The 21,941-nt window shown below is 73.4% G+C and carries 18 protein-coding genes; 6 read left to right on the top strand and 12 right to left on the bottom strand.

The genetic code is table 11. The annotated features are described in order from the left end of the window. Positions 1-37: 37 nt before the first annotated feature. The 7 genes from AB0J36_RS29715 to AB0J36_RS29685 all read right to left on the bottom strand — a co-directional run bounded on the left by AB0J36_RS29715 (position 38) and on the right by AB0J36_RS29685 (position 8,752). Positions 38-796 carry a methyltransferase domain-containing protein gene (locus AB0J36_RS29715; protein ID WP_357397762.1) on the bottom strand — a complete coding sequence of 253 codons (759 nt, stop codon included), beginning with the start codon at positions 794-796 and terminating at the stop codon, positions 38-40. Positions 797-944: 148 nt separating this feature from the next. Further along, complete coding sequence (locus tag AB0J36_RS29710; RefSeq protein ID WP_357122045.1) at positions 945-1,436, bottom strand: DUF2231 domain-containing protein; 492 nt, start codon at positions 1,434-1,436, stop codon at positions 945-947. A 128-nt stretch (positions 1,437-1,564) separates the two neighbouring features. After that, complete coding sequence (locus tag AB0J36_RS29705; RefSeq protein ID WP_357122043.1) at positions 1,565-2,305, bottom strand: GAF and ANTAR domain-containing protein; 741 nt, start codon at positions 2,303-2,305, stop codon at positions 1,565-1,567. 178 nt (positions 2,306-2,483) lie between these two features. Then, positions 2,484-4,775: an accessory Sec system translocase SecA2 gene (gene secA2 / locus AB0J36_RS29700; protein WP_357175493.1), complete on the bottom strand. Its 2,292-nt coding sequence runs from the start codon at positions 4,773-4,775 to the stop codon at positions 2,484-2,486. Between the two features lie 77 nt (positions 4,776-4,852). Continuing rightward, positions 4,853-6,619 carry an ABC transporter ATP-binding protein gene (locus AB0J36_RS29695; RefSeq protein WP_357397768.1) on the bottom strand — a complete coding sequence of 589 codons (1,767 nt, stop codon included), beginning with the start codon at positions 6,617-6,619 and terminating at the stop codon, positions 4,853-4,855. 41 nt (positions 6,620-6,660) lie between these two features. Beyond that, positions 6,661-7,749 carry a zinc-binding dehydrogenase gene (locus AB0J36_RS29690; RefSeq protein WP_357397770.1) on the bottom strand — a complete coding sequence of 363 codons (1,089 nt, stop codon included), beginning with the start codon at positions 7,747-7,749 and terminating at the stop codon, positions 6,661-6,663. Further along, positions 7,742-8,752, bottom strand: coding sequence for a Gfo/Idh/MocA family oxidoreductase (locus AB0J36_RS29685; protein WP_357397772.1), 1,011 nt, complete (start codon positions 8,750-8,752; stop codon positions 7,742-7,744). The genes AB0J36_RS29690 and AB0J36_RS29685 overlap by 8 nt, the downstream gene beginning before the upstream one ends. A gap of 221 nt (positions 8,753-8,973) precedes the next feature. Between AB0J36_RS29685 and AB0J36_RS29680 the strand changes: the two genes are divergently transcribed. The 5 genes from AB0J36_RS29680 to ctaD all read left to right on the top strand — a co-directional run bounded on the left by AB0J36_RS29680 (position 8,974) and on the right by ctaD (position 14,651). Beyond that, the gene (locus AB0J36_RS29680; protein ID WP_357122207.1) at positions 8,974-9,957 is read left to right on the top strand and encodes a glucosyl-3-phosphoglycerate synthase; all 984 of its coding nucleotides are present in this window, start codon (positions 8,974-8,976) and stop codon (positions 9,955-9,957) included. Positions 9,958-10,006: 49 nt separating this feature from the next. Beyond that, complete coding sequence (locus AB0J36_RS29675) at positions 10,007-11,164, top strand: glycosyltransferase (RefSeq protein ID WP_357397774.1); 1,158 nt, start codon at positions 10,007-10,009, stop codon at positions 11,162-11,164. A gap of 96 nt (positions 11,165-11,260) precedes the next feature. After that, positions 11,261-11,710, top strand: a complete 450-nt coding sequence (locus tag AB0J36_RS29670; RefSeq protein WP_357122204.1) for a DUF4383 domain-containing protein — start codon at positions 11,261-11,263, stop codon at positions 11,708-11,710. A gap of 93 nt (positions 11,711-11,803) precedes the next feature. Then, on the top strand, positions 11,804-12,532 hold the full coding sequence (locus tag AB0J36_RS29665; RefSeq protein WP_357397777.1) for an STAS domain-containing protein: 729 nt from the start codon (positions 11,804-11,806) through the stop codon (positions 12,530-12,532). 124 nt (positions 12,533-12,656) lie between these two features. Further along, positions 12,657-14,651 (top strand): cytochrome c oxidase subunit I, encoded by a 1,995-nt coding sequence (gene ctaD, locus AB0J36_RS29660; RefSeq protein ID WP_357397780.1) that lies wholly within the window; start codon positions 12,657-12,659, stop codon positions 14,649-14,651. Between the two features lie 64 nt (positions 14,652-14,715). Here ctaD and AB0J36_RS29655 read toward each other — a convergent pair whose 3' ends face one another. Both AB0J36_RS29655 and AB0J36_RS29650 read right to left on the bottom strand, forming a co-directional pair. Further along, the gene (locus AB0J36_RS29655; protein ID WP_355052419.1) at positions 14,716-15,858 is read right to left on the bottom strand and encodes a SigB/SigF/SigG family RNA polymerase sigma factor; all 1,143 of its coding nucleotides are present in this window, start codon (positions 15,856-15,858) and stop codon (positions 14,716-14,718) included. Positions 15,859-16,080: 222 nt separating this feature from the next. Further along, on the bottom strand, positions 16,081-17,493 hold the full coding sequence (locus AB0J36_RS29650; protein WP_357397783.1) for a hypothetical protein: 1,413 nt from the start codon (positions 17,491-17,493) through the stop codon (positions 16,081-16,083). A gap of 176 nt (positions 17,494-17,669) precedes the next feature. On the opposite strand from AB0J36_RS29650, the gene AB0J36_RS29645 reads away from it, so the two are divergent. After that, positions 17,670-17,900: a CDGSH iron-sulfur domain-containing protein gene (locus AB0J36_RS29645; protein ID WP_357122017.1), complete on the top strand. Its 231-nt coding sequence runs from the start codon at positions 17,670-17,672 to the stop codon at positions 17,898-17,900. Positions 17,901-17,905: 5 nt separating this feature from the next. On the opposite strand, the gene AB0J36_RS29640 is transcribed toward AB0J36_RS29645, so the two are convergent. The 3 genes from AB0J36_RS29640 to AB0J36_RS29630 are packed head-to-tail and all read right to left on the bottom strand — an operon-like array spanning position 17,906 to position 21,933. Next, the gene (locus AB0J36_RS29640; RefSeq protein WP_357397785.1) at positions 17,906-19,012 is read right to left on the bottom strand and encodes an iron-containing redox enzyme family protein; all 1,107 of its coding nucleotides are present in this window, start codon (positions 19,010-19,012) and stop codon (positions 17,906-17,908) included. A 49-nt stretch (positions 19,013-19,061) separates the two neighbouring features. Continuing rightward, entirely contained in the window at positions 19,062-20,816 is a 1,755-nt protein-coding gene (locus AB0J36_RS29635) for a thiamine pyrophosphate-binding protein (RefSeq protein ID WP_357175511.1), read from the bottom strand. Beyond that, positions 20,809-21,933, bottom strand: coding sequence for a Vms1/Ankzf1 family peptidyl-tRNA hydrolase (locus AB0J36_RS29630; protein ID WP_357175514.1), 1,125 nt, complete (start codon positions 21,931-21,933; stop codon positions 20,809-20,811). Before AB0J36_RS29630 ends, AB0J36_RS29635 begins: the two co-directional genes overlap by 8 nt. Positions 21,934-21,941: the final 8 nt, after the last annotated feature.

Genomic DNA, 21,941 nt, shown 5'->3' with positions numbered 1-21,941 from the left:
GGCAGCCGGGCGACGCGGGGGGGGGTGGGGGGTGGGGTTAGGGGTGGGTTGCTTCGATGAGGAAGCGTTGGGCGTGGGCTACGAAGGGGCCCTGCTCGGCGATGCGGCGGTGCAGGGCTAGCAGGGGCGCGCGGTGGCGGTCCACATTGAAGCCCGGCACGGTCCAGACCACCTTGCGCAGGAACCAGACCACCGCGCCGATGTCGTGGAACGCCGCGCGCAGTGTGGCCCGGCGCAGGTCGACCACGCGCAGTCCCGCCGCCTCAGCGGAAGCGACCGCCTCCTCGGGGTGCCGGCCGTCCGGTGGTGGCAGCGGGCCGAGGATCGCCTCGCTCAGCTCCCGCATCGTGCCCGGCCCGATCTGCTGCGACAGGTACGTCCCGCCGGGGCGCAGCACCCGGGCCGTGTCCGCCCAGTCGGTGCGTACCGGGTGCCGGCTCACCACCAGGTCGAACGAGTCGTCGCCAAAGGGCAGCGCCGAGTCCGGCGCGACCGCCACCACCGTCGCGCCGAGCGGGCGCAGGTTCCGTCGTGCCACCAGGACGTTCGGTGGCCACGCCTCGGTGGCTACCAGCACCGTGGGCGGGTACGGGATCTCGGCAAGCACCTCGCCCCCGCCGGTGTCCACGTCCAGCGCCGCGTGGGCACGAGCCATCCGGTGGCCGACCAGCCGGGCGTATCCCCACGGTGGACGCTCTTCGGTGGCTCGGCCGGCCAGCCAGTCGAAACCCCACCCGTCGACGGGCGCGGCGGCGGCCTCCGCGATCAGGTCCTCGGCGGTATGCGCGTCAGTCACGGCGATCAGCCTCGCCGGCACGCCACCCGAGCGGCAATCCATATACCCGGCGCTTGATCGACTCGCGTTCCTGGAAGCCGTCCTGTCACCGAGCCGCCGACGCCCCGTCTTTCCGGAAACCGAGTCGATCACGCAAAGACCGAGTCGGTCAGGGGCGGGGGCGGACGACCTCGACCGTGCCACCGGCGAGGGTGTCCAGGCTGCCGGTCTCGACGCGGCCCCCGTCGAACTGGCGCATCAGCCGCGCGCCCAGGTACACGCCGACCCCGCCGGCCGCCAGCGCCACCAGCTCGGTGAACAGGATCGCGGCCGTCGCACCACGATCCGGCGAGTGGGCGCGGACCAGGCTGGTGATCAGGAACAGCCCCGCCATGGCGGCGTTCACCAGGTTGAAGGCGATGGCGGTACGGCGGGTGCCGTCGACCGGCACGTCCCACAGGTCGACCATGCCCGCGATGGCCGTCATGGCGGCGGCGAAGAGGGCGGCGACGCCGGTCCAGTAGCCGACCTCGCCGAGGAAGACCGGCCCGCCGGCGACGTCGGTAAGGTCGAAGACCGTGGCGCTGACGAAGAGCCCGAGCGGGAACGTCACCAACATCGGTTGGATGGGGTGCCCCTGCACCCGCAGCCGGCTCTGCATCGGTCCTCCCCAGGGTCAGGCGCAGTCCACCAGTACCAGGGTGCTACCCGAGCGCCCGAGAGGTGAAACGACGCCGCCCGACTCGCCGCCGACCGGGAGAACGGGCATCCACCCGTGCCGGTCGACGGTCAGCTCTCGCGGGGGCGGGAGACCGTCCGCACGAGTCGTTCGGCGACCTCGCGCAGCGGTATGTTCAGCGACGAGGCGGCGGTACGCAGCACGTCCAGGGCCTCGGCAGCCGGGCACCCCCGCTGCGTCATGATCACCCCGATCGCCTGGCCGACGACACCCTCGTGCAGGAGCGAGGCGTCCCGCTCACCCGCGAGCGCCTGCTGGCGGCCCCGGTCCCGGACGGCGGCCAGCAGCAGGCCGGCGTGTTCGGCGAGCAGCATCGCGGTGAGTTGGTGCTGTGGGGTGAGCACGTCAGGCGCGGCGGCGTACAGGTTGATCGCCCCGATCACCTGGTCGTCGATGTCCACCGGCGCGGAGATCACCCCCCGGACGCCGAGGTCACGGGCGCGCGGCGTCCAGGCCGGCCACCGTGGCTCACCGGCCAGGTCGACCGCGAGGATCATCTCGCGGCGTCGGATCGCGGTCATGGCCGGCGTGTCGGGCCCGTGGCGCAGATCGTCGAGGCCGGCCATCCGATCGTCGGAGGCGGCGAGGCTGGCCGGCTCGCCGGCGCGCAGCGCGGTGAACCCACACCAGCGCACCCCGGCCACCGCGTCCCGGGTGACCCGGACCAGCGCCAGCAGCGCCTCATCGAAATCGGTCAGGCCGATCAGGCCGGCGGTCAGCTCCCGCAACAGCGCGGCTGTCTCCAGCACACCGAGTCGTTCGACCACCGGTTCCCGCGTGTCCAGGTTCACCGTCGCACTGCCCTCGTACGCCCCCGCGCCCATCCCGCTGACGTCGTCACGTGTGCCATCGTCTGCTCTCTTCCGCCTTGACCGACCCGCCCTACTACCCTCGCAAACCGGGATCGAAACGGCGCACGCAGGGGTCTCTGCCCTACCCGGAGGTACGGCAGAGACCCCGCGAGCCAGGTCAGCGCGACGCGCTGCTGAGCCGGCGCCCGATCGAGGCGATCAGCCGGTCGAGCTCGGAGCCGAACGGGTTGTCGTGCACCAGGTACGTCCAGGTGGCGGTCGGCCGGACCAGGGTGCCGTCCTCGGGCTCCCAATCCTCATCGAATTCGGTCTCGTTGAACGTGGCGATGGTGCGCGCCTCGATCTCCGGGACGAGGTTGTTGAACGCCGGCACCGCGGCCCGGTGGAACTCGTCCAGCGGGTCGAGCCGCCCCAGCGCCCGCAGGTGTACGCCCTCGCGGACCTCGGACAGCTCGGCGAGGTGCTCGGCCCAGAGCCGGTCCAGGTGGAAGAGCGCGATCGAGCGGCCCGCCCGGGCGAGCAGGTCCTCGTCCATCTCGCCGGCCTTCTCGGGCTCCTTGTCCAGCAGCATCAGGGCGGCCACGTCGCTGGTCAGCAGGCGCTCGCGGCGGGCGGCCAGGGCGATGCGCTGCTGCTCGATCACCACGCTGTAGCGCCAGGTGTTGCGGTGGATCTCGTGGTTGACGCCCTCGGCGACCCGCTGGGCGTGCTCGACCGCGTAGTCGACCTGCTCGTCGGTGACCAGGCCGTCCGCGTTCATCCGCGGCGACGGGGGCACCGCGTCGGCGGCGTGCCGGACGACCAGGTCGTCCTCCAGGCTGACGAAGAAGACCGAGCCGCCCGGGTCGCCCTGCCGGCCGGCGCGGCCCCGCAGCTGGTCGTCGACGCGGCGGCTGTCGTGCCGACCGCTGCCGATCACGTAGAGGCCACCCAGCTCGGCCACCCGGTCCCGGTCGGCCTGGTCGCTGCCGCCGAGGCGGATGTCGACGCCCCGGCCGGCCATCTGGGTGGAGACCGTCACCGCGCCGTACGCGCCGGCCTCGGCGATGATCGCCGCTTCCTCGTCGTCGTTCTTGGCGTTCAGCACCACGCAGGACACCCCGGCCGCGTTGAGCCCGGCGGCCAGCGCCTCGGACTCCTTGACGTCCAGGGTGCCGACGAGCACCGGCCGCCCGGCGTCGTGGCAGCGGCGGATCTCGTCGATCAGCGCCTCGTCCTTCTCGGCGCGGGTGGCGTAGATCCGGTCCTGCTCGTCCTCGCGGACGCACGGCGTGTTCGGCGGGATCACCGCGACCTCGAGGTTGAAGAACTCCCGCAACTGGTCGCCGACCAGCACCGCGGTGGCGGTCATGCCGCACACCTTCGGGTAGAGCGCGATGAACGCCTGCACCGCGATGGTGCCGAGCACCTCGCCCTCGGCGGTGGCGTCCAGCCCTTCCTTGGCCTCGACCGCCGCCTGGAGCCCGTCGGGCCAGCGGCGGCGCTGGGCCACCCGGCCGCGCATCTCGTCGATCAGCTCGACCGAGCCGTCCCGGACGATGTAGTCCACGTCACGGTGCAGCAGGGTCTGGGCGTGCAGCGCCACGTGGACCGCGGAGAGCTGCTCGACGTGCTCCTCGTCGTACAGGTCGATGCCGAGCTTGGCCTCGACGGCGGCCAGGCCGGCAGAGGTGAACGCCACGCTGCGCCCGTCCTCGGCGATCGTGTAGTGCCGACCCTTGCGCAGGCCGCGCACCAGCGCGGCGGCGGCGTGTACCGGGTCCTGCTCGCCCGGCACCGCGCCGGCGAGCACCATCGGCACCCGGGCCTCGTCGATCATGATCGAGTCGGCCTCGTCGATGATCGCCGTGGTCAGTACCGGCTGCACGCGGTCTTCCACGTCGGTGACGAGCTGGTCGCGCAGGTAGTCGAAGCCCGCCTCGCTGACCGAGATGTAGGTGACGTCGCAGGAGTACGCGTCGCGCCGCTCCTGGGGCGTGGACGCCTCGTTGACCCAGCCGACGGTCAGGCCGAGCAGCGTGTAGACGGGCTCCATCCACTGGGCGTCCCGGCGGGCCAGGTAGTCGTTGACGGTGAGCACGTGCACCGGACCGTTGCCGAGCCGGACGTGCCCGTACGCGGCGATGGTGGCGGTCAGCGTCTTGCCCTCACCGGTGGCCATCTCGGCGACCTTGCCGGAGAGCAGCGCCATCGCGCCGAGCAGCTGCACGTCGTACGGCCGCTGGTCGAGGCCCCGGCGGGCGGCCTCGCGGCCGACGGCGCAGATCTCCTCGTAGCCGGTGGCGGCACCGGCGGCCTCGGTCAGCTCGGCGTCGTCAAGCGCCGCGAGGTCGTCCTCGCGCGCCTCGATCGCCGGCAGCAGCTTTTCCAGCGGAGCAAGATCCACGGTTGATCCCGGGCGCTGGAGGAAACGCCGGAACTTGCTCTTGAACCGTTGCGACACACCCATGAGCGGCAACGGTACGCGATTCTGGCCCGACACGGGCGGCCCGGCCGCCCGGCAAGTTTGGTCCCGCCGGGGCGCGGTCAGGCGACCAGCAGTTGGTGGGTGGCCAACTCCCGGTAGAGCGGGTCGGTGGCGGTCAGTTCGGCATGGGTGCCCACGGCCACCACCCGGCCGCCGTCGAGGACGACGATCTGGTCGGCGTCCACCACGGTGGCGAGCCGGTGCGCCACGATCAGCAGCGTACGGCGCACGGCCACCGCGTCGATGGCGCGGCGTAGCGCGGCCTCGTTGCGCGCGTCGAGGTTGCTGGTCGGCTCGTCGAGCAGCAGCACGGGCGGGGCGGCCAGCAGGGCCCTACCGATGGCCAGCCGCTGCCGCTCACCCCCGGAGAGCAGCACCCCGCCCTCCCCCACCTGCACGTCGAGGCCCTGCGGGGTGCGCTGGGCCAGGTGGGTGAGGTTGACCTCGTCCAGGACCTCGCGCAACCGGTCGTCCGTCGCGTCAGGGGCGGTGATCAGCAGGTTCTCGCGCAGCGTGCCGGCGAGCACCGGCGCCTCCTGCTCCACGTAGCCGAGCCGGGCCCGCAGCGCGTCGCGGGGCAGATCCCGCACGTCCACGCCGTCGACCCGGACCGCGCCGGCGCTCACCTCGTAGAAGCGCTCGACCAGGGCCAGCAGCGTCGACTTGCCGGCCCCCGACGGGCCGACCAGGGCGGTACGGGTGCCGGTCGGCACCGCGAAGCTGACGCCGTGCAGCACCGACGCGCCGCCCGGGTAGCCGAACCCGACCCGGTCGAACTCGATCATGGGTGCGGCCCGGCGCGGGGTCGTCGTCGCGGGCCCGGCCGTCGGTCGGTCCGCCGCACCCTCCGCCGGCACGTCCAGGATCTCCTCGATCCGCTGCAACGCGCCCAGACCGGACTGCAACTGGGTGTACGCGCGCAGCACCTGACCCAGCGGCAGCGCCAGGAGGAACAGGTACATGACGAAGGCGACCAGATCGCCGACGGAGATCGCCCCGGCGGCGACCCGCGCCCCGCCGATGCCGAGCACGAGCAGGAACGCCCCCTGCACGGTGACCGAGCCGATCGGGCCGATCAGCGCCTGCACCCGGGCCACCCGCAACCCCGCCCCGTACGCCTCACGGGCGCTGACCGCGACGGTGTCCGCCTCCCGCGCCTCGGCCCGGCTGGCCCGGATGGTCCGGGCCGCCGAGATCGCCCGCTCCACCGCCGAGGTCATCTCGCCGACCCGCTCCTGGGCTGCGCGGGCCAACGCCCGGACCCGCCGGGCGAAGGTCGCCGCGAAGCCCAGCCCGAGGCCCACCCCGAGCAGGGTGACGCCGAACAGCAGCGGGTCGAGCAGCACCATCGCGGTGCCCGCCCCGACCACCATCACCGCCCCGGTGACGGTCTCGAACAGCCCGGAGGTGACCACCGCCCGCAGCAGGGTGGTGTCCGAGCCCACCCGGGAGAGCAGGTCGCCGGTGCGCCGCTGGTCGTACTCGGCGATGGGCAGCCGCAGCAGGTGGGCCGCCAGCCGTCGCCGGGTGCCCAGCACCAGCCCTTCGGCGGTACGTTGCAGCAGGTAGTCGCGCAGGCCGCCGATCGCCGCGCCGAGCACCACGAGCCCCACCAGCACCGCCACCAGCCACCAGACCGGGTGCTCGCGGCCGATCCGGTCCAGAACCGACCGGGTGAGCAGCGGTTGGGCCAGTGCCGCCGCCGAACCGGCCAGCGACAGCACGCCCACCACGACGAGGGTGCCCCGATGCTCGCGCAGGTACGGCAGCAGGGCGCGTAGACCGACCGGACGGCTGTCGACCGGCGTGTCCGTCGAGGTGCTCATGGGGCGAACGGTAGCCGGCCCGCTCACCCCGCGACGGCTCCTCAGCCGGCCAGGACCACCTGTAGCTCCTGGCGGCGGCGCTCGGCCAGGTCGGTGAGCAGGGTGGGCGCCTCGTCGAACGGGACCACCGCCGAGACCAGGTGCTTGCGGATGACATCGCCGTACGTCCGCAGCAGGTCGACGGTCTCGGCGGAGAGCCGTTCCCGGTCCCAGGTCGGCGCGAGCCCGCGCGGTACCCGTCCGATCTGCGCGCAGCGCAGGGCCAGGCCGTTGTGGTGGAACTCCTCGCCGAGCCGGACCGCGTCCGCGCCGCCCTGGTAGAAGGCCAGGTCGATCACGGTGCCCTGCGGGCGCAGGAGCCGCAGCGCGAGGTGCAACGCCCACGCCTGTCCCCGGCACTGGAACACCACGTCGGCGCCCCGGTCGCCGGCGACGTGGGCCCACCGGGTCTTCAGCGCCACGGCGGGGTCGTCCGCCTCCGGGTCGAGCGATTCCAGGCCGAGCGCGTCGGCGACCCGACGACGCCGCGGGGTCGGGTCGAGCACCACCACCGACGCGGCGCCGTGCCGGCGGGCCAGCAGGGCGGTCAGCAGGCCCACCACTCCGGCGCCGACCACCGCGACCCGCCGGCCGCGTACCCCGTCGCCGAGCGAGCGGACGTCCGCGCCGTGCAGGTCGGCGGCGGCGTGCAGCAGACCGTTCGCGCAGATCGGGCCCATGTGCGCGACGTAGACGCCGAGCAGCGGGTCCAGGTCGTCGGGCAGCGGCACGAACCGTTCGGTGACCGGGTCGGCCAGCCAGCCCGTGCGGTGCCCGTAGGTCATCGCGCCGACCGCGCCCATCGCCACCGCCGGGGTCGCGCTCTCCACCACCCGGCCCACCTGCATGTAACCCAGCCGGGTCACCGGGTACGGGGTGCTGGCCGCGCCGGGTTGGAAGAGCCCGAGGTCGGCGTTCCAGGTGACGTTCAGGTAGGGGTTCGTGCCCTTGACGTAGCTCAGCTCGGTGCCGGCGGAGACGCCGCTGAACAGCGTCTCGACGCGGAACGTGCCGGGCCGCAGCGGCGCGGCCTCCTGCTCGACGATCTCCACCCGACCGGGGGCGGTGACGGCGACGACCCGATCACGCATCGACGGTCACCCCGGTGCTCAGGGCGCCCGAATCGGCGGGCGTGGTGAGTCGGATCGTCCGGCCACCGCGGGCCGAGTCGGCCACCGCGAGGGCCAGCCGCTGGGTCTTCAACGCCTCGGCGTACGGGACCCGCACGTCGTCGCCGACACCGCGGACGGCGTCGACGAACGCGCGGTCCACCGCCACCCGGGCGGCCTCCGGATCGGCCGGGACGTGCCGTTCGCCGTCGGCGTCACGGATCAGCAGGCCGTCCTCGCCCAGCGACAGGGCCAACCCGTCGGCGAGGATCTCCAGGCCGGCGCGGTGCTTCCAGCCGAGCACGCAGGCGGCGCTGAGCGTGCCGACCGCGCCGCTGGCGAAGCGCAGCGTGGCGGTGGTCACCGAGTCGATGTCGGCGCCGTCGACGGGCGGTGGCGTGCCGTCGCCGTACGCGGTGACCTCGGTCACCTCGCCGGCCAACACCCGGATCAGGTCCAGCACGTGGGCGGCCTGCTCGACGACCGGGCCGCCGGACCGGTCGCGCCGCGACCACCAGGCGACCGGCGGCACCTTGTCCAGCCAGGCGCCGCTGACCATCCGAACCGGACGGTCGGCGAGCAGCTCACGGGCCGTGTCGAGCACGCTCAGGTAACGCCAGTGGTGCCCGACGGCGGTGCGCAGTCCACGCCGGGCGACGAGGTCGGCGATGCGTTCGGCGGTGCCCAGGTCGACGGCGACGGGCTTCTCCACGAACATCGGCACCCCGGCGTCGATCACCGCCTCCTCGGCCGGGCCGTGCGCGAAGGGCGGCACGCAGACGTACACCGCGTCGGGGCCGGCGGCCAGCAACTCGGCCACGTCGGTGAAGGTCCGCGAATCGTGCCGCGCGGCCAGCGCGGCCGCCGCCTCCGGAACCACGTCGGTGACCCCGACGATCTCGACGTCGTCGAATCCGGACAGCACCCGCGCATGACGCTGCGCCACTCCCCCGGCACCGACCAGGCCCACCCGACAGCTGACCATTCGACAACCTCTTCCGAGAACGTTTCGGCTCCGTCGGGAGCAGTCCCCTGGCATGCGCGCAATCAAACGTTCATCCCCCGGGAACGCGCCGATGCCACGTCGTGATCAAGCTGTTGCCCTGGGAACGGTTAGCGCGAGGCGGCAAGTGGGAACTAGAGCCCTGCTTGTTCCACGCACGAAAAGAGGGGGTGCCCGTGCGGGATACGACCGTGTCACCGGTGGTGGAGGCGTGGGCCACGTACCGGACCACGTCGGCGGCGGACTGGCCGGCACGCCGGTTGCTTCGGGCCAAGGGCGAGAGCCGGGTCAGCGTGGTGCTGCCGGCACGCAACGAGGAGGCGACCGTCGGCGCGATCGTGTCGACCATCCGGGAGCATCTGATGGACCGGGTCGCGCTCGTCGACGAGCTGATCGTGGTGGATTCACGGTCGACCGACCGCACCGCCCAGGTGGCCCGGGCCGCCGGCGCGGAGGTGGTCAGCCAGGACGCGATGACCCGCGGCCTGCCCCGGCTCACCGGCAAGGGCGACGCGCTCTGGGCGGGGCTGGCCGCCGCCGGGGGCGACGTGGTGGCGTTCATCGACGCCGACCTGCGGGAGTTTCGCCCGCACTTCGTCACCGGCCTGCTCGGGCCGCTGCTCACCGACCCGTCGGTGGACTTCGTGAAGGGCTTCTACCACCGCCCGCTCGTCGGATCCGCCACGGTGGAACAGGACGGCGGCGGGCGGGTGACCGAACTGATGGCCCGACCGCTGCTCAACCTCTTCTGGCCCGAACTGGCCGGCTTCGTGCAGCCGCTCGCCGGTGAGTACGCCGGACGCCGCGACGTGCTGGCCCGGGTGCCGTTCGTCTCCGGGTACGGCGTGGAGACCGCCATGATGATCGACCTGCTGGACCTGGTCGGTCTGGACGCGCTGGCGCAGGTCGACCTGGGCGAACGCAAGCACCGTCACCAGGACACGGCGGCGCTGGGCCGGATGTCCGCGCAGATCATGCTGACCGCGTGGTCCCGGCTGCAACGACGCGGTTGGGCGACCCCCGGCCTGATGCCGGAGGCGCTGCTGACCCAGTTCCGCCGGGGCGGCTCCGACACCCTGCCCAACCTGGACCGGGAGGTCGTGGTCAGCGACGTGTCCATCGAGGAGCGTCCGCCGCTGGCCGAGCTGCGCCACCGGCTCCCCCGCCGACGGGTGGCGGCCGCGTGAGCGCCCCGGTTCGTCGGCCGGCCACCGCCCGGGTACGAAAGGACCGTCGATGAGCCTCACCGTGCTGATGAACGCCGGCCCGTGGCTGTCGGTGCCCCCACCCGGGTACGGGGGCATCGAGAACGTGATCGCGACCCTGGTGCCCGAGCTGCGGCGGCTCGGCGTGCGCGTGGTGCTCGCCTCGGTGGAGTCCAGCGCTCTGCCGGTGGACGAGAAGGTGTCGGTCTTTTCCGACGGGCAGTTCGGCGCGCTGCAACGGCCCTACAACCAGGTCTGTGGCATCGCGCAGGCGCACCTGGCCGGGGTGGTCCGCGAGCTGCACTCCCGTGACGACATCGACCTGGTGCACGACCACGTGGAGGCGGTCGGGCTGGCCACGCTCACCGCGATGGGACCGTCCGGGCCGCCGGTGCTGCACACCCTGCACTGGGACCTGGCCAAGCACCCCGCGCTCTACGGCGCTCTCGACGGCGGCGACCGGGTCCGGGTCAACGGCGTCTCGGCGTCGCAGTTGGCGCGGGCGCCACTGGCGCTGCGGGAGCACTCGGTGGGTCACGTGCACCTGTCCACCCCGCTGGCCGTGGACGCCGACCGTCGGCCCGGTCCGCCCAAGGGCGACCACCTGCTCATCCTCGGTCGGATCAACCCGGGCAAGGGGCAGGACGTGGGCGCGCGGCTCGCGCGGCGGATCGGCGTACCGCTGGTGCTGGCCGGTCCCGTGGGGCCGTACCACCGCCCGGCCGACCTGGCAGCGGCGGGCGACGAGGCCCGGCAGAACCCGGACGTACGGTTCTTCCTCGACGAGGTGGCGCCGCACGTCGACGGCGACCTGGTCCGCTGGGTCGGCACCGTGGCCGGGCAGGAGCGCGACGACCTGCTGGCCAGCGCCCGCGCCTCGCTGTTCCCGCTGCGCTGGGAGGAGCCGGGAGGCACGGCCGTGGTCGAGTCGCTGGCCCTGGGTACGCCGGTGGTGGCCACCGCCCGGGGCTGCCTGCCCGAGTTGATCGAGCACGGACGCACCGGCCTGCTCACCGGCGAGGAGGACGAGCTGGCCGATCTGGTGCTGGCCGCGGACCTGCTCGACCCGTACGAGTGCCGCCGGGTCGCGGCAGAGCGTTTCACGCCCGCGGTAATGGCCCAGCGCTACGTCGAGCTGTACCAGCGGGTCCGCGAGCTGGCGACCGCGTCCCGCCTGCAACCGGTCTGAGCCGCCGTCGCCGCCGGCGCGTTTGCCCCCGGCGGCGACGGGTAGGCGCACCCGTACGCCTGCCGCGCAGCGAGGGAGCCGGTGATGGTCGGACCGATGGCGCACTCCCGGGCGCGGGCCAACCCGGCGGACGGCAAGCCGCCGGTCCGCCGCGCGGCCAGCACCGCGTCCGTCGTGTTCCTGCTGGTCGGTGTGCTCGGCTTCGTCCCGGGGATCACCAGCGGTACGCAGAACCTGCGCTTCGCGGGGCACACCTCGGGCGCGTTCCTGTTCGGCGCCTTCCAGGTGTCGGTGCTGCACAACCTCGTACACCTGCTGTTCGGGGTCGTCGGCCTGGCGCTGGCGCGGACGGTCGGCGGCGCGCGGACCTTCCTGGTCGGCGGCGGCGCGGTCTACCTGGTGCTCTGGCTCTACGGACTGGCGGTGGACCACGACACCGGCGCGAACGTCCTGCCGGTCAACGCCGCCGACGGTTGGCTGCACCTCGGCCTGGGCCTCGGTCTGATCGCGCTGGGTCTGCTGACCGCGCGGCCCCGGCGACCGTGAGCCGCGTCGCCCTGGCCGGTCGGTCCGGTTTGCTGGCGCGGAACCTCGGGTAGTGGGCAGATCCCGACCCACCAGCGAATCGAGGACGCCCCGATGGCCAGCCGGATAACCTGCGAGGTGCGCGACACGGCACCGGTGGCGGTCGTCCGGCTCACCGGCGCCCTGGACCTGGGCACGATGCGGTCGGTGCACCAGGCGCTGGACGGCGCGTTGGCGGCCCAGCCGGAGGCGCTGGTGGTCGACCTCGCCCGAGTGAACGTGCGGGACCGGCTGGCGCTGTCGGTCTTCGCGGCGACGGCCCGGCGTGCCGAGGAGTGGCCGGCAGTGCCGGTGGTGCTCTGCGCCCCGCCGCCAGCCGCCGCCCGTTGGCTGGCCGAGTCGACGACGTGCCGGGTGGTTCCGGTCTCGCTGAACTGCGCGGAGGCGACGAGGGTGGCCGGCGAGCAGGGAGCGCTGCGGATCCGCGCCCGGTTGGAGCCGGTGGCGGAGGCGTGCCGGCGGGCCCGGGAGCTGGTCGGCGACGCGTGCGCCCGGTGGAACCTGCCCGACGCGGCGGGTCCGGCGGCTCTGGTGCTCACCGAGCTGGTCGGCAACGTCGTCCGGCACGTGGGCACCCCCATGCAGGTGACCGTGACGCTGCGGCGGCCGTACCTGCACCTGGCCGTGGTGGACGGCAGCCCGACGGCGGCCCAACCCGCCGGCCTGGACCTGCGGGCCGAGGGTGGCCGCGGGCTGCTGCTGGTCCGCGAGCTGGCGCAGCGGTGGGGCAGCGTGCCGGCGGGTCAGGGCAAGGCCGTCTGGGCGATGCTGCCGGCGGCGTGAGGCCGCGGGGCACTTCGACCGGTACCAGCGATCTGACCGAATTCACCGCTTAAGCCTGGTTACATGGTGCAAGGGTCGGGTAGGCACGCCCGTCCTTTCTGCCGTCACGACGGGGTGAGCAGCCATGCCCAAGCGGGTAACCACGGAACCCGTTCGCGATCGGGGACCGGCGATCCTGGCACCGGCCCGCTTCGGGGGTTTTCCCGGGGCGCTGCGGACGCCGGTCCCCGGCAACTCCCTGATCAAGTTCCTCGCCACCACCGACCACAAGCAGATCGGCGTGCTGTACCTGCTGACCTCCTTCGGGTTCTTCCTGGTGGCGGGCCTGCAGGCGATGGTGATGCGCGGCGAGCTGGCCCGGCCGGGCCTGCAGTTCCTCTCCTCCGAGCAGTACAACCAGCTCTTCACCTCGCACGGCGCGGTGATGCTGCTGCTGTTCGCCACGCCCGCCGCCTTCGGATTCGCCAACTTCATCGTGCCGATCCAGATCGGCGCGCCGGACGTGTCATTCCCCCGGCTCAACGCCCTGGCGTACTGGCTGTACCTGTTCGGCGGTCTCATGGTGGTCGCCGGGTTCGTCACGCCGGGCGGCTCGGCGGACTTCGGCTGGACCGCCTACAGCCCGCTGAGCAGCGTCGAGAACAGTCCCGGCGTGGGCGCGAACATGTGGGTGCTCGGCCTGGTGGTCTCCGGCCTGGGCACCATTCTCGGCGCGGTCAACCTGATCACCACCATCCTCACGTTGCGCGCGCCCGGGATGACCATGTTCCGGATGCCGATCTTCACCTGGAACATGCTGTTCACCAGCGTGCTGGTGATCCTCGTCTTCCCGCTGCTGGCCGCCGCGCTGCTGGCGCTCTCGGCCGACCGGTTGCTCAACGCCCACGTGTACGACGCGGCCACCGGCGGCCCGATGCTCTGGCAGCACCTGTTCTGGTTCTTCGGCCATCCCGAGGTGTACATCATCGCCCTGCCGTTCTTCGGCATCATCACCGAGATCATCCCGGTGTTCTCCCGCAAACCGCTGTTCGGCTACACCGGGATCGTGCTGGCCACCATCGCCATCACCGTGCTCTCGATGACCGTGTGGGCGCACCACATGTTCGCCACCGGGCAGGTGCTGCTGCCGTTCTTCAGCATCCTGAGCTACCTGATCGCGGTGCCCACCGGAGTGAAGTTCTTCAACTGGATCGGCACCATGTGGAAGGGGCAGCTCACCTTCGAGACGCCGATGCTCTTCGCCATCGGCTTCCTGGTGACGTTCCTTCTCGGCGGCCTCACCGGGGTGCTGCTGGCCAGCCCGCCGGTCGACTGGCACACCCACGACAGCTACTTCGTGGTGGCGCACTTCCACTACGTCGTGTTCGGCACGGTGGTCTTCGCGCTCTTCGGCGGCTACTACTTCTGGTGGCCGAAGATGACCGGACGGCTGCTCGACGAGCGGCTCGGCAAGGCGCACTTCTGGACGATGTTCATCGGGTTCCACGGCACCTTCCTGGTGCACCACTGGCTGGGCGCCGAGGGCATGCCCCGCCGGTACGCCGACTACCTGCCCAGCGACGGCTTCACCACGCTGAACACCATCTCCAGCATCTTCGCGTTCATCCTCGGCCTGTCCACGCTCTTCTTCATCTACAACGCCTGGAAGTCCTGGCGGTACGGCGCGATGGTCACGGTGGACGACCCGTGGGGCTTCGGCAACTCGCTGGAGTGGGCGACCACCTGCCCGCCGCCGCTGCGCAACTTCGACAAGATGCCCCGCATCCGCTCCGAGCGGCCGGCGTTCGACCTGAAGTACGGCCCACTCGTCGCCGACCTGGGCCGGGACCTGCCGCAGCGCACCACGAAGCCACCCCAGCAGTTCGGCGACGAGATACACCTCGAGCACCACGCGCCGGAGTCACCCGCGCCCGAGGGCGCGCACGGCGCCATGGAGGCGGCCCGCTACCACCCGGCGCCCGAGTCCGGCGCCCGCCCGGTGGACGTACCCGAGCCCGAGGGCGTACGCCGGCCCAGCTTCGAGCAGAGCGACGCGCCGAAGGACGCGCAGGACGCGCCGAAGCCGCACGAACGCTGGCGGCACCCGCACAGCGACGGCGGTGAGACCGAGGACCGCTGAGAGTCGTACGCGCCAAGGGGCCCGACACCTCCTTCGGTGTCGGGCCCCTGCTGTCCTCGGCGGATCAGTCCCGAGCGGGCGGGAGCCCGGCGGCGGTGAGCGAGCGGCGCACCGCCGGCTGGACCCGGGTCAGCCGCAACGGCACGCCGGTACGCTCGGCTGCCTCCCGACCGGCCACCAGCGCGGCGATCCCGCCGGCGTCGAACCCGCCCGCCCCGACCAGGTCGACGACGACCTCGCTCGGCTGGCCGGTGACGGCCTCCAACATCGCGCGGCGTAGCTGGTCCGCGCCGTCGCGGTCGACCTCGCCGCCGACCTCGACGACCACCCGGTCACCGTTCTGCCGTACCGAGATGCGGGTCTTGCCCGGATCCGGTTCGGCGGCGCCGTTCTGCCAGGGCGGTGGGGCGTCGGCGAGCATGGCCTGCCGCAGCCAGGTCAGCGCCCGCGACAGCAGGCGGGACACGTGCATCTGCGAGATGCCGAACCGGGCGGCGATCTCCGCCTGGGTCTGGTTGCCGTAGAAGCGCATGGCGAGGATCCGGCGCTCACGCCAGGGCAGCCGGTGCAGCAGGCCGCTCACCGTCACCCGGTCGTCGACCGATTCGAGGGCGTTGTCCGACTCGCCGACCAGGTCGCCGAACTCCGCGGAGCTCTCCCCGCCGACCGGCGCGTTCAGCGACGCCGGGCTGTAGCCGGCCGCCGACTCCAACGCCGCGAGAATCTCCTCCTCCGGCGTCTCCAGTCGGGCCGACAGCTCGGCCACCGACGGCGCGCGGGACAACTCGCTGGTCAACGCGGCGGTGGCCTGCCCCACCTCGAGGATCAGATCACGCAGCCGCCGGGGCACGTGCACGCCCCAGGTGCGGTCCCGGAAGTGGCGCTTGATCTCGCCCACGATGGTGATCGCCGCGTACGCCGTGAACGAACCCCGCTCCGGGTCGTACCTGTCGACGGCGTTGACCAGCCCCAGGCGGGCCACCTGCTCCAGGTCCTCAAGCGGTTCGCCCCGCCCCCGGTAACGGCGGGCCAGCCGGCCGGCGAACGGCAGCGCGAAGCGGACCAGGTCGTCGCGCGCCTCCTGTCGCCGCTCCGGCGGCAGCCCTTCGATCCGGGCCGCGTACGCCAGCGCCGCCGCGTCGAGGTCCTCCAGACCACGCTCGGTGGGTGGTGGTGTGGTCGTGGTCGTGCTCGTCTGTCCGAACATCCGCGCCTCCCTCAGGAAGGTCCCCCGCCCGGATCGGGAAACCGGTCGTGCGCGTGGTCGAGCCACGCACCGGGCCGGAAAGTGGGTCAGTGACTGGGATGCCAGCGGGCGACAACATCTCTACGCAGCGCGATCAGGTCGTCGCAGCCAGCGATGTTCCCGCTCCGTAGGTACTCAATCACGGGACCCCGGGTTCGCGAGGAAGTTTCGGCGTCCTCCCCTTCAGGAGACGAGCAACCCCTGGTGGCCGCCGGTGTCACGAAGCACCGACAGGGCCTCTGCGACCCCCAGCGGGGGCGGGACGGGCAGGTCGTACGGCTGGGCGCGCATGACCTCGGTGGCCCGGCGCGTCGGCACGGACGTCACCGGATAGCCCCGCGCGGAGGTCCGGTCAAGAGCCCGGCGTCGTCGGCCGAAGCCCGCCACCGCCAACCACTGCGGGAGCCCGGCCAGGGCGGGCGAGCGCATACCGGGCGGCTCGGGCAGGACGTCCACCGAGCTGAACTCCTCGCTGCCGGCCAGCCACCACTCGGCCTCGTCCACGCTGCGGCGGGTGGCGTTCTCGCACCAGTACGGCACCAGCCCCGCCCGCACCACCTGCCACGGATCGAGCAGCCGACCGCATTCCACCACCAACCGGTCACCGGTCTTCCCGGCGGCCCGCAACCAGCGCCGGTAGAGGTCGGCCACAGCCGCGCTCAACGCTCCCGGCCGGGGCACCAGCACCCGATGCAGCGGGCGACCGTGACGGTCCGCGAAGTCCCGCGCGGAGAGCTCGAATCCGGGGTCCATGCCGTACTCGGCGTCGCCTGACGGCACCGACACCTCCGGCGGCGCCCACCGGGCGGCGTCGCCGCCCACCGCCCGCAGGACCTGCCGCAGGGCGTGGCTGTCGGGGTGGAAGTCCACCGGGTCCAGTCCGCTCGCCGGGCAGCCGACCTGGAAGCTGTGCCCGGGCCCACGTTCCAGCACCGGCCACGTGCGCGCGTCCCGCACCAGCAGCACCGGGGCGTCGGCGCTGAGCCGGTCGGTCAGGAACTGCGCGTACGCGGCCGGCAGCGACCGCCAGCGGGCGGCCAGCGACACGGTGACGCCGGTGAGGGTTCCCCGGCTGGCCGGGCAGTGCACCTGGCGCAGGTGCACGTCGGGGTTGCCGCCGACCAGCCGCTCGGCGAGCGCGCCCCCGTGCGCCAGCGCCTCCCGGGGACGGTCCACGGCCCCGTCGCTCCAGTGCACGGTCATCTCGAAGCCGGCGGGCAGCCACGGCACGCCGAGAGCGACCGCCAGGTGGGCGGCCGCGCCGTGCGGCGACCCGATGAGCACCCCCGGATAGCTGCGGCGCGGGTACTGGTCGACGAACCAGCGGGCCACCCGGGCCGCGTCCACCTCACCGATCTGGTCGACGGTGAGGGCGACCCGCCCGGCGGCTCGGGTCGCCGCGGCCCGGCGAACCGGCTCGGGCGCCGTCGGAAACCGCGAGATCGGCCCGGTGTGCCCGAGGTCGGCGCAGTCCGCGCCCCGCAGCGCCCGGGCGGTGGCGGCGACCAGCACCCGGGCAGCGCTGCCCTGGGCCACGACCCGGTCGCCGGCCAGGCCGGCGCCATCGGCCGTGAGCCCCTTGTGCACCTTGTGCACCGGCCCCACCTTGCCTCGTTCGCTCACCACGCGGCCCGGCTTCCCGTCCCGATGGGGTTCAAACGGGGCATCACCCACCCGGCGGTCACAATCCGCTGGTCAGCGGGTTGCGCCGGTCATCACCGACGATCGGCCGCGCAGGTTTCACCGGGGCTGGGGCGGGCACATCGGGGCCCATGCGCACCGACGACACCAGCGAGCCCGCCGCCGCCACGATCACCCCGTACGAGGACGGTCCACTGCTCGTCCGCGGCGACTTCGCGCTGGTGACCCCGGACGGCGAACGGATCGACGCCCGGCGGGGCACGGTGGCGCTGTGCCGCTGCGGCAGGTCGGCGCTCAAGCCGTTCTGCGACGGCACCCACAAGGCGATCAGCTTCCGGGCGGGCACCACCCGCGAGGGCTGAGCGGATCAGACCAGCGCGATCGGCGTCGGCGGGGTCGTCACGGACACCGGACCCACGCCGACGAGCGGGACGGTCGGCGGCGGGGTCGGCGGGGCGGGTGACCGCAGCGAGCTGCGGCCGGCCGCCCAACTGTCCAGCAGGTGCGCCGCGAAGAGCCGGTCCACCGCGAGCGCCGCCGCCGCGCCGAAGAGCACGTCCGGAGCGAGCGCCGGCTCGGTCCGGACCAGGCCGCCGCACAGGTCGTGCGCGGCGATCTGCTCGTGCACCGCGTCCGCCTCCACGTGCTCGTCGTAGAAGCGGGTCGCCACCTCGTCCAGGCCGAGGCGGCGCAGTCCGTTGCCGTAGCGGCGGTTCGGCAGGGACGAGGTCATCTCGAAGGCCGCCAGGTGCCCGAGCAGCGCCCCGCGCAGCCGTCGGTGCAGCCCGAACAGGGACATCAGGTTGTTGGTCGCCAGGGTCACGGCGGGCACCACGTCCAGGTGGGTCCCGTAGCCGGTGTCCAGGCCCAGCCGTTCCAGGGTGCGCCGGAACAGCTCGGCGTGCATCCGGTCCAACCGCCCGTTGCCGTACTCGTCGGTCTGGATCTCCACGAGGGCGGCCTTGGCGGGGCCGCCGAGGCGCGGCAGCGCCCAGCTGTGCGGGTCCGCCTCGCGCAGGTGGTAGACCGAGCGGTGGGCGACGAACTCGCGGAACTGGGTGAGGTCGGCACGCCGTTGGAGCGCGGCGGCCAGCGACGGCCCGTCGTCGGCCGCGACCAGCTCGGCCAGCCCGGCCGCGACGCCGTCCGCCGGCACCGCCGGCACGTCGGCCAGCCGGCGCAGCGCCGCCTCGAAGGGGCGCTCGGCGCGGGCCCGCAGCGCCAGCAGGGTGGGCTGCCACTCCCAACCCTCGTCGACGCCCTGCCAGCCCCGGTAGTGCAGCTCGTAGCAGAGGAACAGGGTCAGCTGCAGATCCTCGTCGGTCAGCGGGTCCGCCGGGTCGAGGTCGACGCCGAGGTCCGCCGGCAGGTCGTACGGCGCGCGTCGCAGCGCGTCGGTCACCGCCGCCGACAGCGGGCCGCGCGGCTGCGGCAGGGGCGCGGGACCGTAGCGGCGGTCGGCGGGCTCCGGCATGGGACCTCCAGGGTCGTCGGGCCGCTACTGATGCCCTGGTGGCGTGCGCCTAAACGAGATCCTCGACGGCCACGGCCTGCTCCACCTGCTCGCGGACGCGCCGGGCCGGTTCGCCCTCGGCGTACAGCCCACGCAGGTCGGCGAAGGCCGGTTCCGGGGGCGCCAACGAGACCGTCGCGTCGACCACGGCCTCCAGGACGCAGGGCCGGTCCGCGGCGAGCGCCTCGTCCCAGGCCGCGCCGACCAGCTCCGGACGGTCCACCCGGACGCCGTGCAGCCCGAGCAGCCGGGCCCAGCCCGCGTACGGCACGTCGGGACGGCGGCCCATCGGGTCCCCGGACGATTCCCGTCCACCGCCCATGCCGTTGTGGTCGCGGTTGTTGAGCACGAGCACCACCAACCGTGGGTCGGCCCAGTCCTGCCAGTGATGCGACACCGTGATCAGCTCGGCGAGGCCGTTGAGTTGCATGGCCCCGTCGCCGAGCAGCGCGACCACCGGCGCATCCGGGGCCGCGAGCTTGGCGGCCACCGCGTACGGCAGGGCGCAGCCCATCGAACCGAGGGTGCCGCAGAGTTGCGCGTTCACCCCGGGCGGCAGGACGAGGTGCCGGGCGTACCAGTAGAGGACCGAGCCGACATCGACCGCCACCGACCCGGCGTGCGGCACCCGGGTGGACAGCTCCTGCAGGACGAGCTGCGGGTTGATCGGTTCGGCCGGCGCGGCGGCCCGGTCGGCGGCGGTCGCGCGCCAGCGGTCGACGGTGCTCTCCACCGTCGCGCGCCACTGTTGGTGCGGCCGGGCGGGCACCCGCTCCAGCAGTGCCCGCAGCGTCTCGGTGGCGTCACCGACCAGCGGGACGTCGGCCGGGTAGCGGCTGCCGATGCGGGTGCCGTCGATGTCGATCTGCACCGTGCGGGCCTGGTCGGGCATCGGGAAGTAGTCGGTCCACGGGTCGTTCGTACCGACCAGCAGCAGCGTGTCACAGCCACCCATCAGCTCGGCCGCAGCCGGCGTGCCGACCTCCCCGAGCACCCCGGCGTGAAAGGGCAGGCGCTCGTCCAGGATCGGCTTGCCCAGCAGGGACGTCGCCACCCCGGCGCCGAGGCGGTCGGCCAGCTCGACGATCTCGGCGGCGGCGCCCCGGGCACCCTGGCCCACCAGGATCGCGGTGCGCTGGCCGTTGCCGAGCACCTGCGCGGCGGCGTCGAGGTCCACCTCGTGCGGCAGCACCCGGGCCAGCGGCTCACCGGGGGTCGCCGTGATCACGCCCGCCGCGTGCGTCCCCAGGTCCGGCACCAGGGCCTCCTGCAGGTACCGGGGCAGCACCACGCACGTCGGGCTCCGCGTCGCCGCCGCGGTGCGGAACGCCTGGTCCAGCAGCGCGGGTACGGACGCCGGGCTGCGGCCGTACCGGACGAACTGGTTGCACACGTCGCCGAAGAGCCGGCTCAACCCGATCTGCTGGTGCGCGCCGCCCAGCGGCCCGGTGACGTCCTCACCGACGATCGCCACGACCGGCTTGCTGTCGAGCTTGGCGTCGTACAGGCCGTTGAGCAGTTGCACCGCGCTCGGTCCCTGGGTGGCCAGGCAGACCCCGATGCCACCGGTGAACTTGGCGTGCCCGGTGGCCATGAACGAGGCGGTCTCCTCGTGCCGGGCCGGAACGAACGCCGGGTCGCCCCCGGCGTCCTCCAGCGCCTCGACCAGCGGGGCGATCGCCGCTCCGGGGTAGCCGAAGGCGCGCGGCACCCGCCAGGCCCGCATCCGCTCGACCACCAGGTCCGCGACCCGGCGCTCAGCCATTGCCGCGTCCCGGGGTGCCTTCGTCGACGTACCGCAGGACCGCGCCGACGCCGTCGGTGAGCTGCGGCGCCTCGTCCGCGCCGAGCACCGTCAACGCCGCGTCGGTGCCCACCAGCGCCCGGACCAGCGCCGCGTCGGCGCGGACCCGCTGCGGGTCGCCGACCGACATCGCGCTCAACTGGGCCGGGTCGACGGCGATCTCGGTCGGCTCGGGGCCGATCCACAGCTCGCCGTTGGCCGACGGGTCGTCGACGATGAGCATCGTGTCGACCTGGTTGCGTTGCAGGGCCGACACGACCGCGTCGAGTCCCGCGCCGACGTCCTCCTGCACGCCGAACTTGTCCAGCGCGGCGGTGATCCGCTGGTCGGCGACCTCGGCGATGGTCTGCACCGTGAGGTCGTCCAGCATGCTCTGGTCGGCGCCGCCGGCCCGGGAGCCCGCGTCGGTGCGGACGACCAGGTCCTGCCAGCGCGGCGGCATCTGCGCGGCGATCATCCCGGTGGCCCGGACGTCACCGGCCACCACCACGACGTCCGCGCCGACGCGGTCGGCCAGCTCCACGGTCGCGGCGGTGACGTCGCCGGCGTTCTGGTGCCACGCCTCCATGGCGGCCCGCTGGTAGCGCGACTGCGACCAGCCGCCGGGCTGGACCCGACGCAGCGGGAAGCTCTCCCGGCCGGCGACGTGCGCCCGTCGGGGTACGCCGCCCGCGCTGACCGCGACGGCGTCGCCCCCGGTACGGTCGGCCACCACCCGGACCCACGCCACCTGTTCGCCGCGCTGGGCGAGCAGCGGCATGACGTGCGGCAACGGCCCGTAACTCGCCAGGTCGCGCAGCGGCGGCGCGGACAGGTACTCGGAGAGCACCACCTGACCGTGGCTGGCGAAGACCGCCAGGCCGTAGTCCCCGACCATCGGGTCGTGACCCCGGATCACCCGGTCCAGCGCGGCGACGCTCGCCTCGTCCGCCCCCTGTTCGGCCAGGCGGCGTTCCAGGGCGCGCCAGCGTAGGTCCAGCGCCGGGTGGGCGTCCTCGGTGTCGGCGGAGGCGTCCAGGTACACCGAGCACCACGGCCCGGGTCGGTCGTAGAGCGGGCGCAGGAAGGACAGCTGCATGCTCGACC

The sequence above is a fragment of the Micromonospora sp. NPDC049662 genome (genome assembly GCF_040675055.1).
GTDB lineage: Bacteria > Actinomycetota > Actinomycetes > Mycobacteriales > Micromonosporaceae > Micromonospora.
This window is presented reverse-complemented; position numbering and strand designations above follow the sequence as displayed.

Bases quoted from the DNA above. Each gene is read 5' to 3' on its own strand.
- AB0J36_RS29690 (WP_357397770.1), bottom strand. From the start codon at position 7,749: ATGCGTGATCGGGTCGTCGCCGTCACCGCCCCCGGTCGGGTGGAGATC.
- AB0J36_RS29645 (WP_357122017.1), top strand. From the start codon at position 17,670: ATGCGCACCGACGACACCAGCGAGCCCGCCGCCGCCACGATCACCCCG.
- AB0J36_RS29695 (WP_357397768.1), bottom strand. From the start codon at position 6,619: ATGAGCACCTCGACGGACACGCCGGTCGACAGCCGTCCGGTCGGTCTA.
- secA2 (WP_357175493.1), bottom strand. From the start codon at position 4,775: ATGGGTGTGTCGCAACGGTTCAAGAGCAAGTTCCGGCGTTTCCTCCAG.
- AB0J36_RS29630 (WP_357175514.1), bottom strand. From the start codon at position 21,933: ATGCAGCTGTCCTTCCTGCGCCCGCTCTACGACCGACCCGGGCCGTGG.
- AB0J36_RS29655 (WP_355052419.1), bottom strand. From the start codon at position 15,858: ATGTTCGGACAGACGAGCACGACCACGACCACACCACCACCCACCGAG.
- AB0J36_RS29670 (WP_357122204.1), top strand. From the start codon at position 11,261: ATGGCGCACTCCCGGGCGCGGGCCAACCCGGCGGACGGCAAGCCGCCG.
- ctaD (WP_357397780.1), top strand. From the start codon at position 12,657: ATGCCCAAGCGGGTAACCACGGAACCCGTTCGCGATCGGGGACCGGCG.
- AB0J36_RS29675 (WP_357397774.1), top strand. From the start codon at position 10,007: ATGAGCCTCACCGTGCTGATGAACGCCGGCCCGTGGCTGTCGGTGCCC.
- AB0J36_RS29635 (WP_357175511.1), bottom strand. From the start codon at position 20,816: ATGGCTGAGCGCCGGGTCGCGGACCTGGTGGTCGAGCGGATGCGGGCC.
- AB0J36_RS29685 (WP_357397772.1), bottom strand. From the start codon at position 8,752: ATGGTCAGCTGTCGGGTGGGCCTGGTCGGTGCCGGGGGAGTGGCGCAG.
- AB0J36_RS29710 (WP_357122045.1), bottom strand. From the start codon at position 1,436: ATGCAGAGCCGGCTGCGGGTGCAGGGGCACCCCATCCAACCGATGTTG.
- AB0J36_RS29640 (WP_357397785.1), bottom strand. From the start codon at position 19,012: ATGCCGGAGCCCGCCGACCGCCGCTACGGTCCCGCGCCCCTGCCGCAG.
- AB0J36_RS29665 (WP_357397777.1), top strand. From the start codon at position 11,804: ATGGCCAGCCGGATAACCTGCGAGGTGCGCGACACGGCACCGGTGGCG.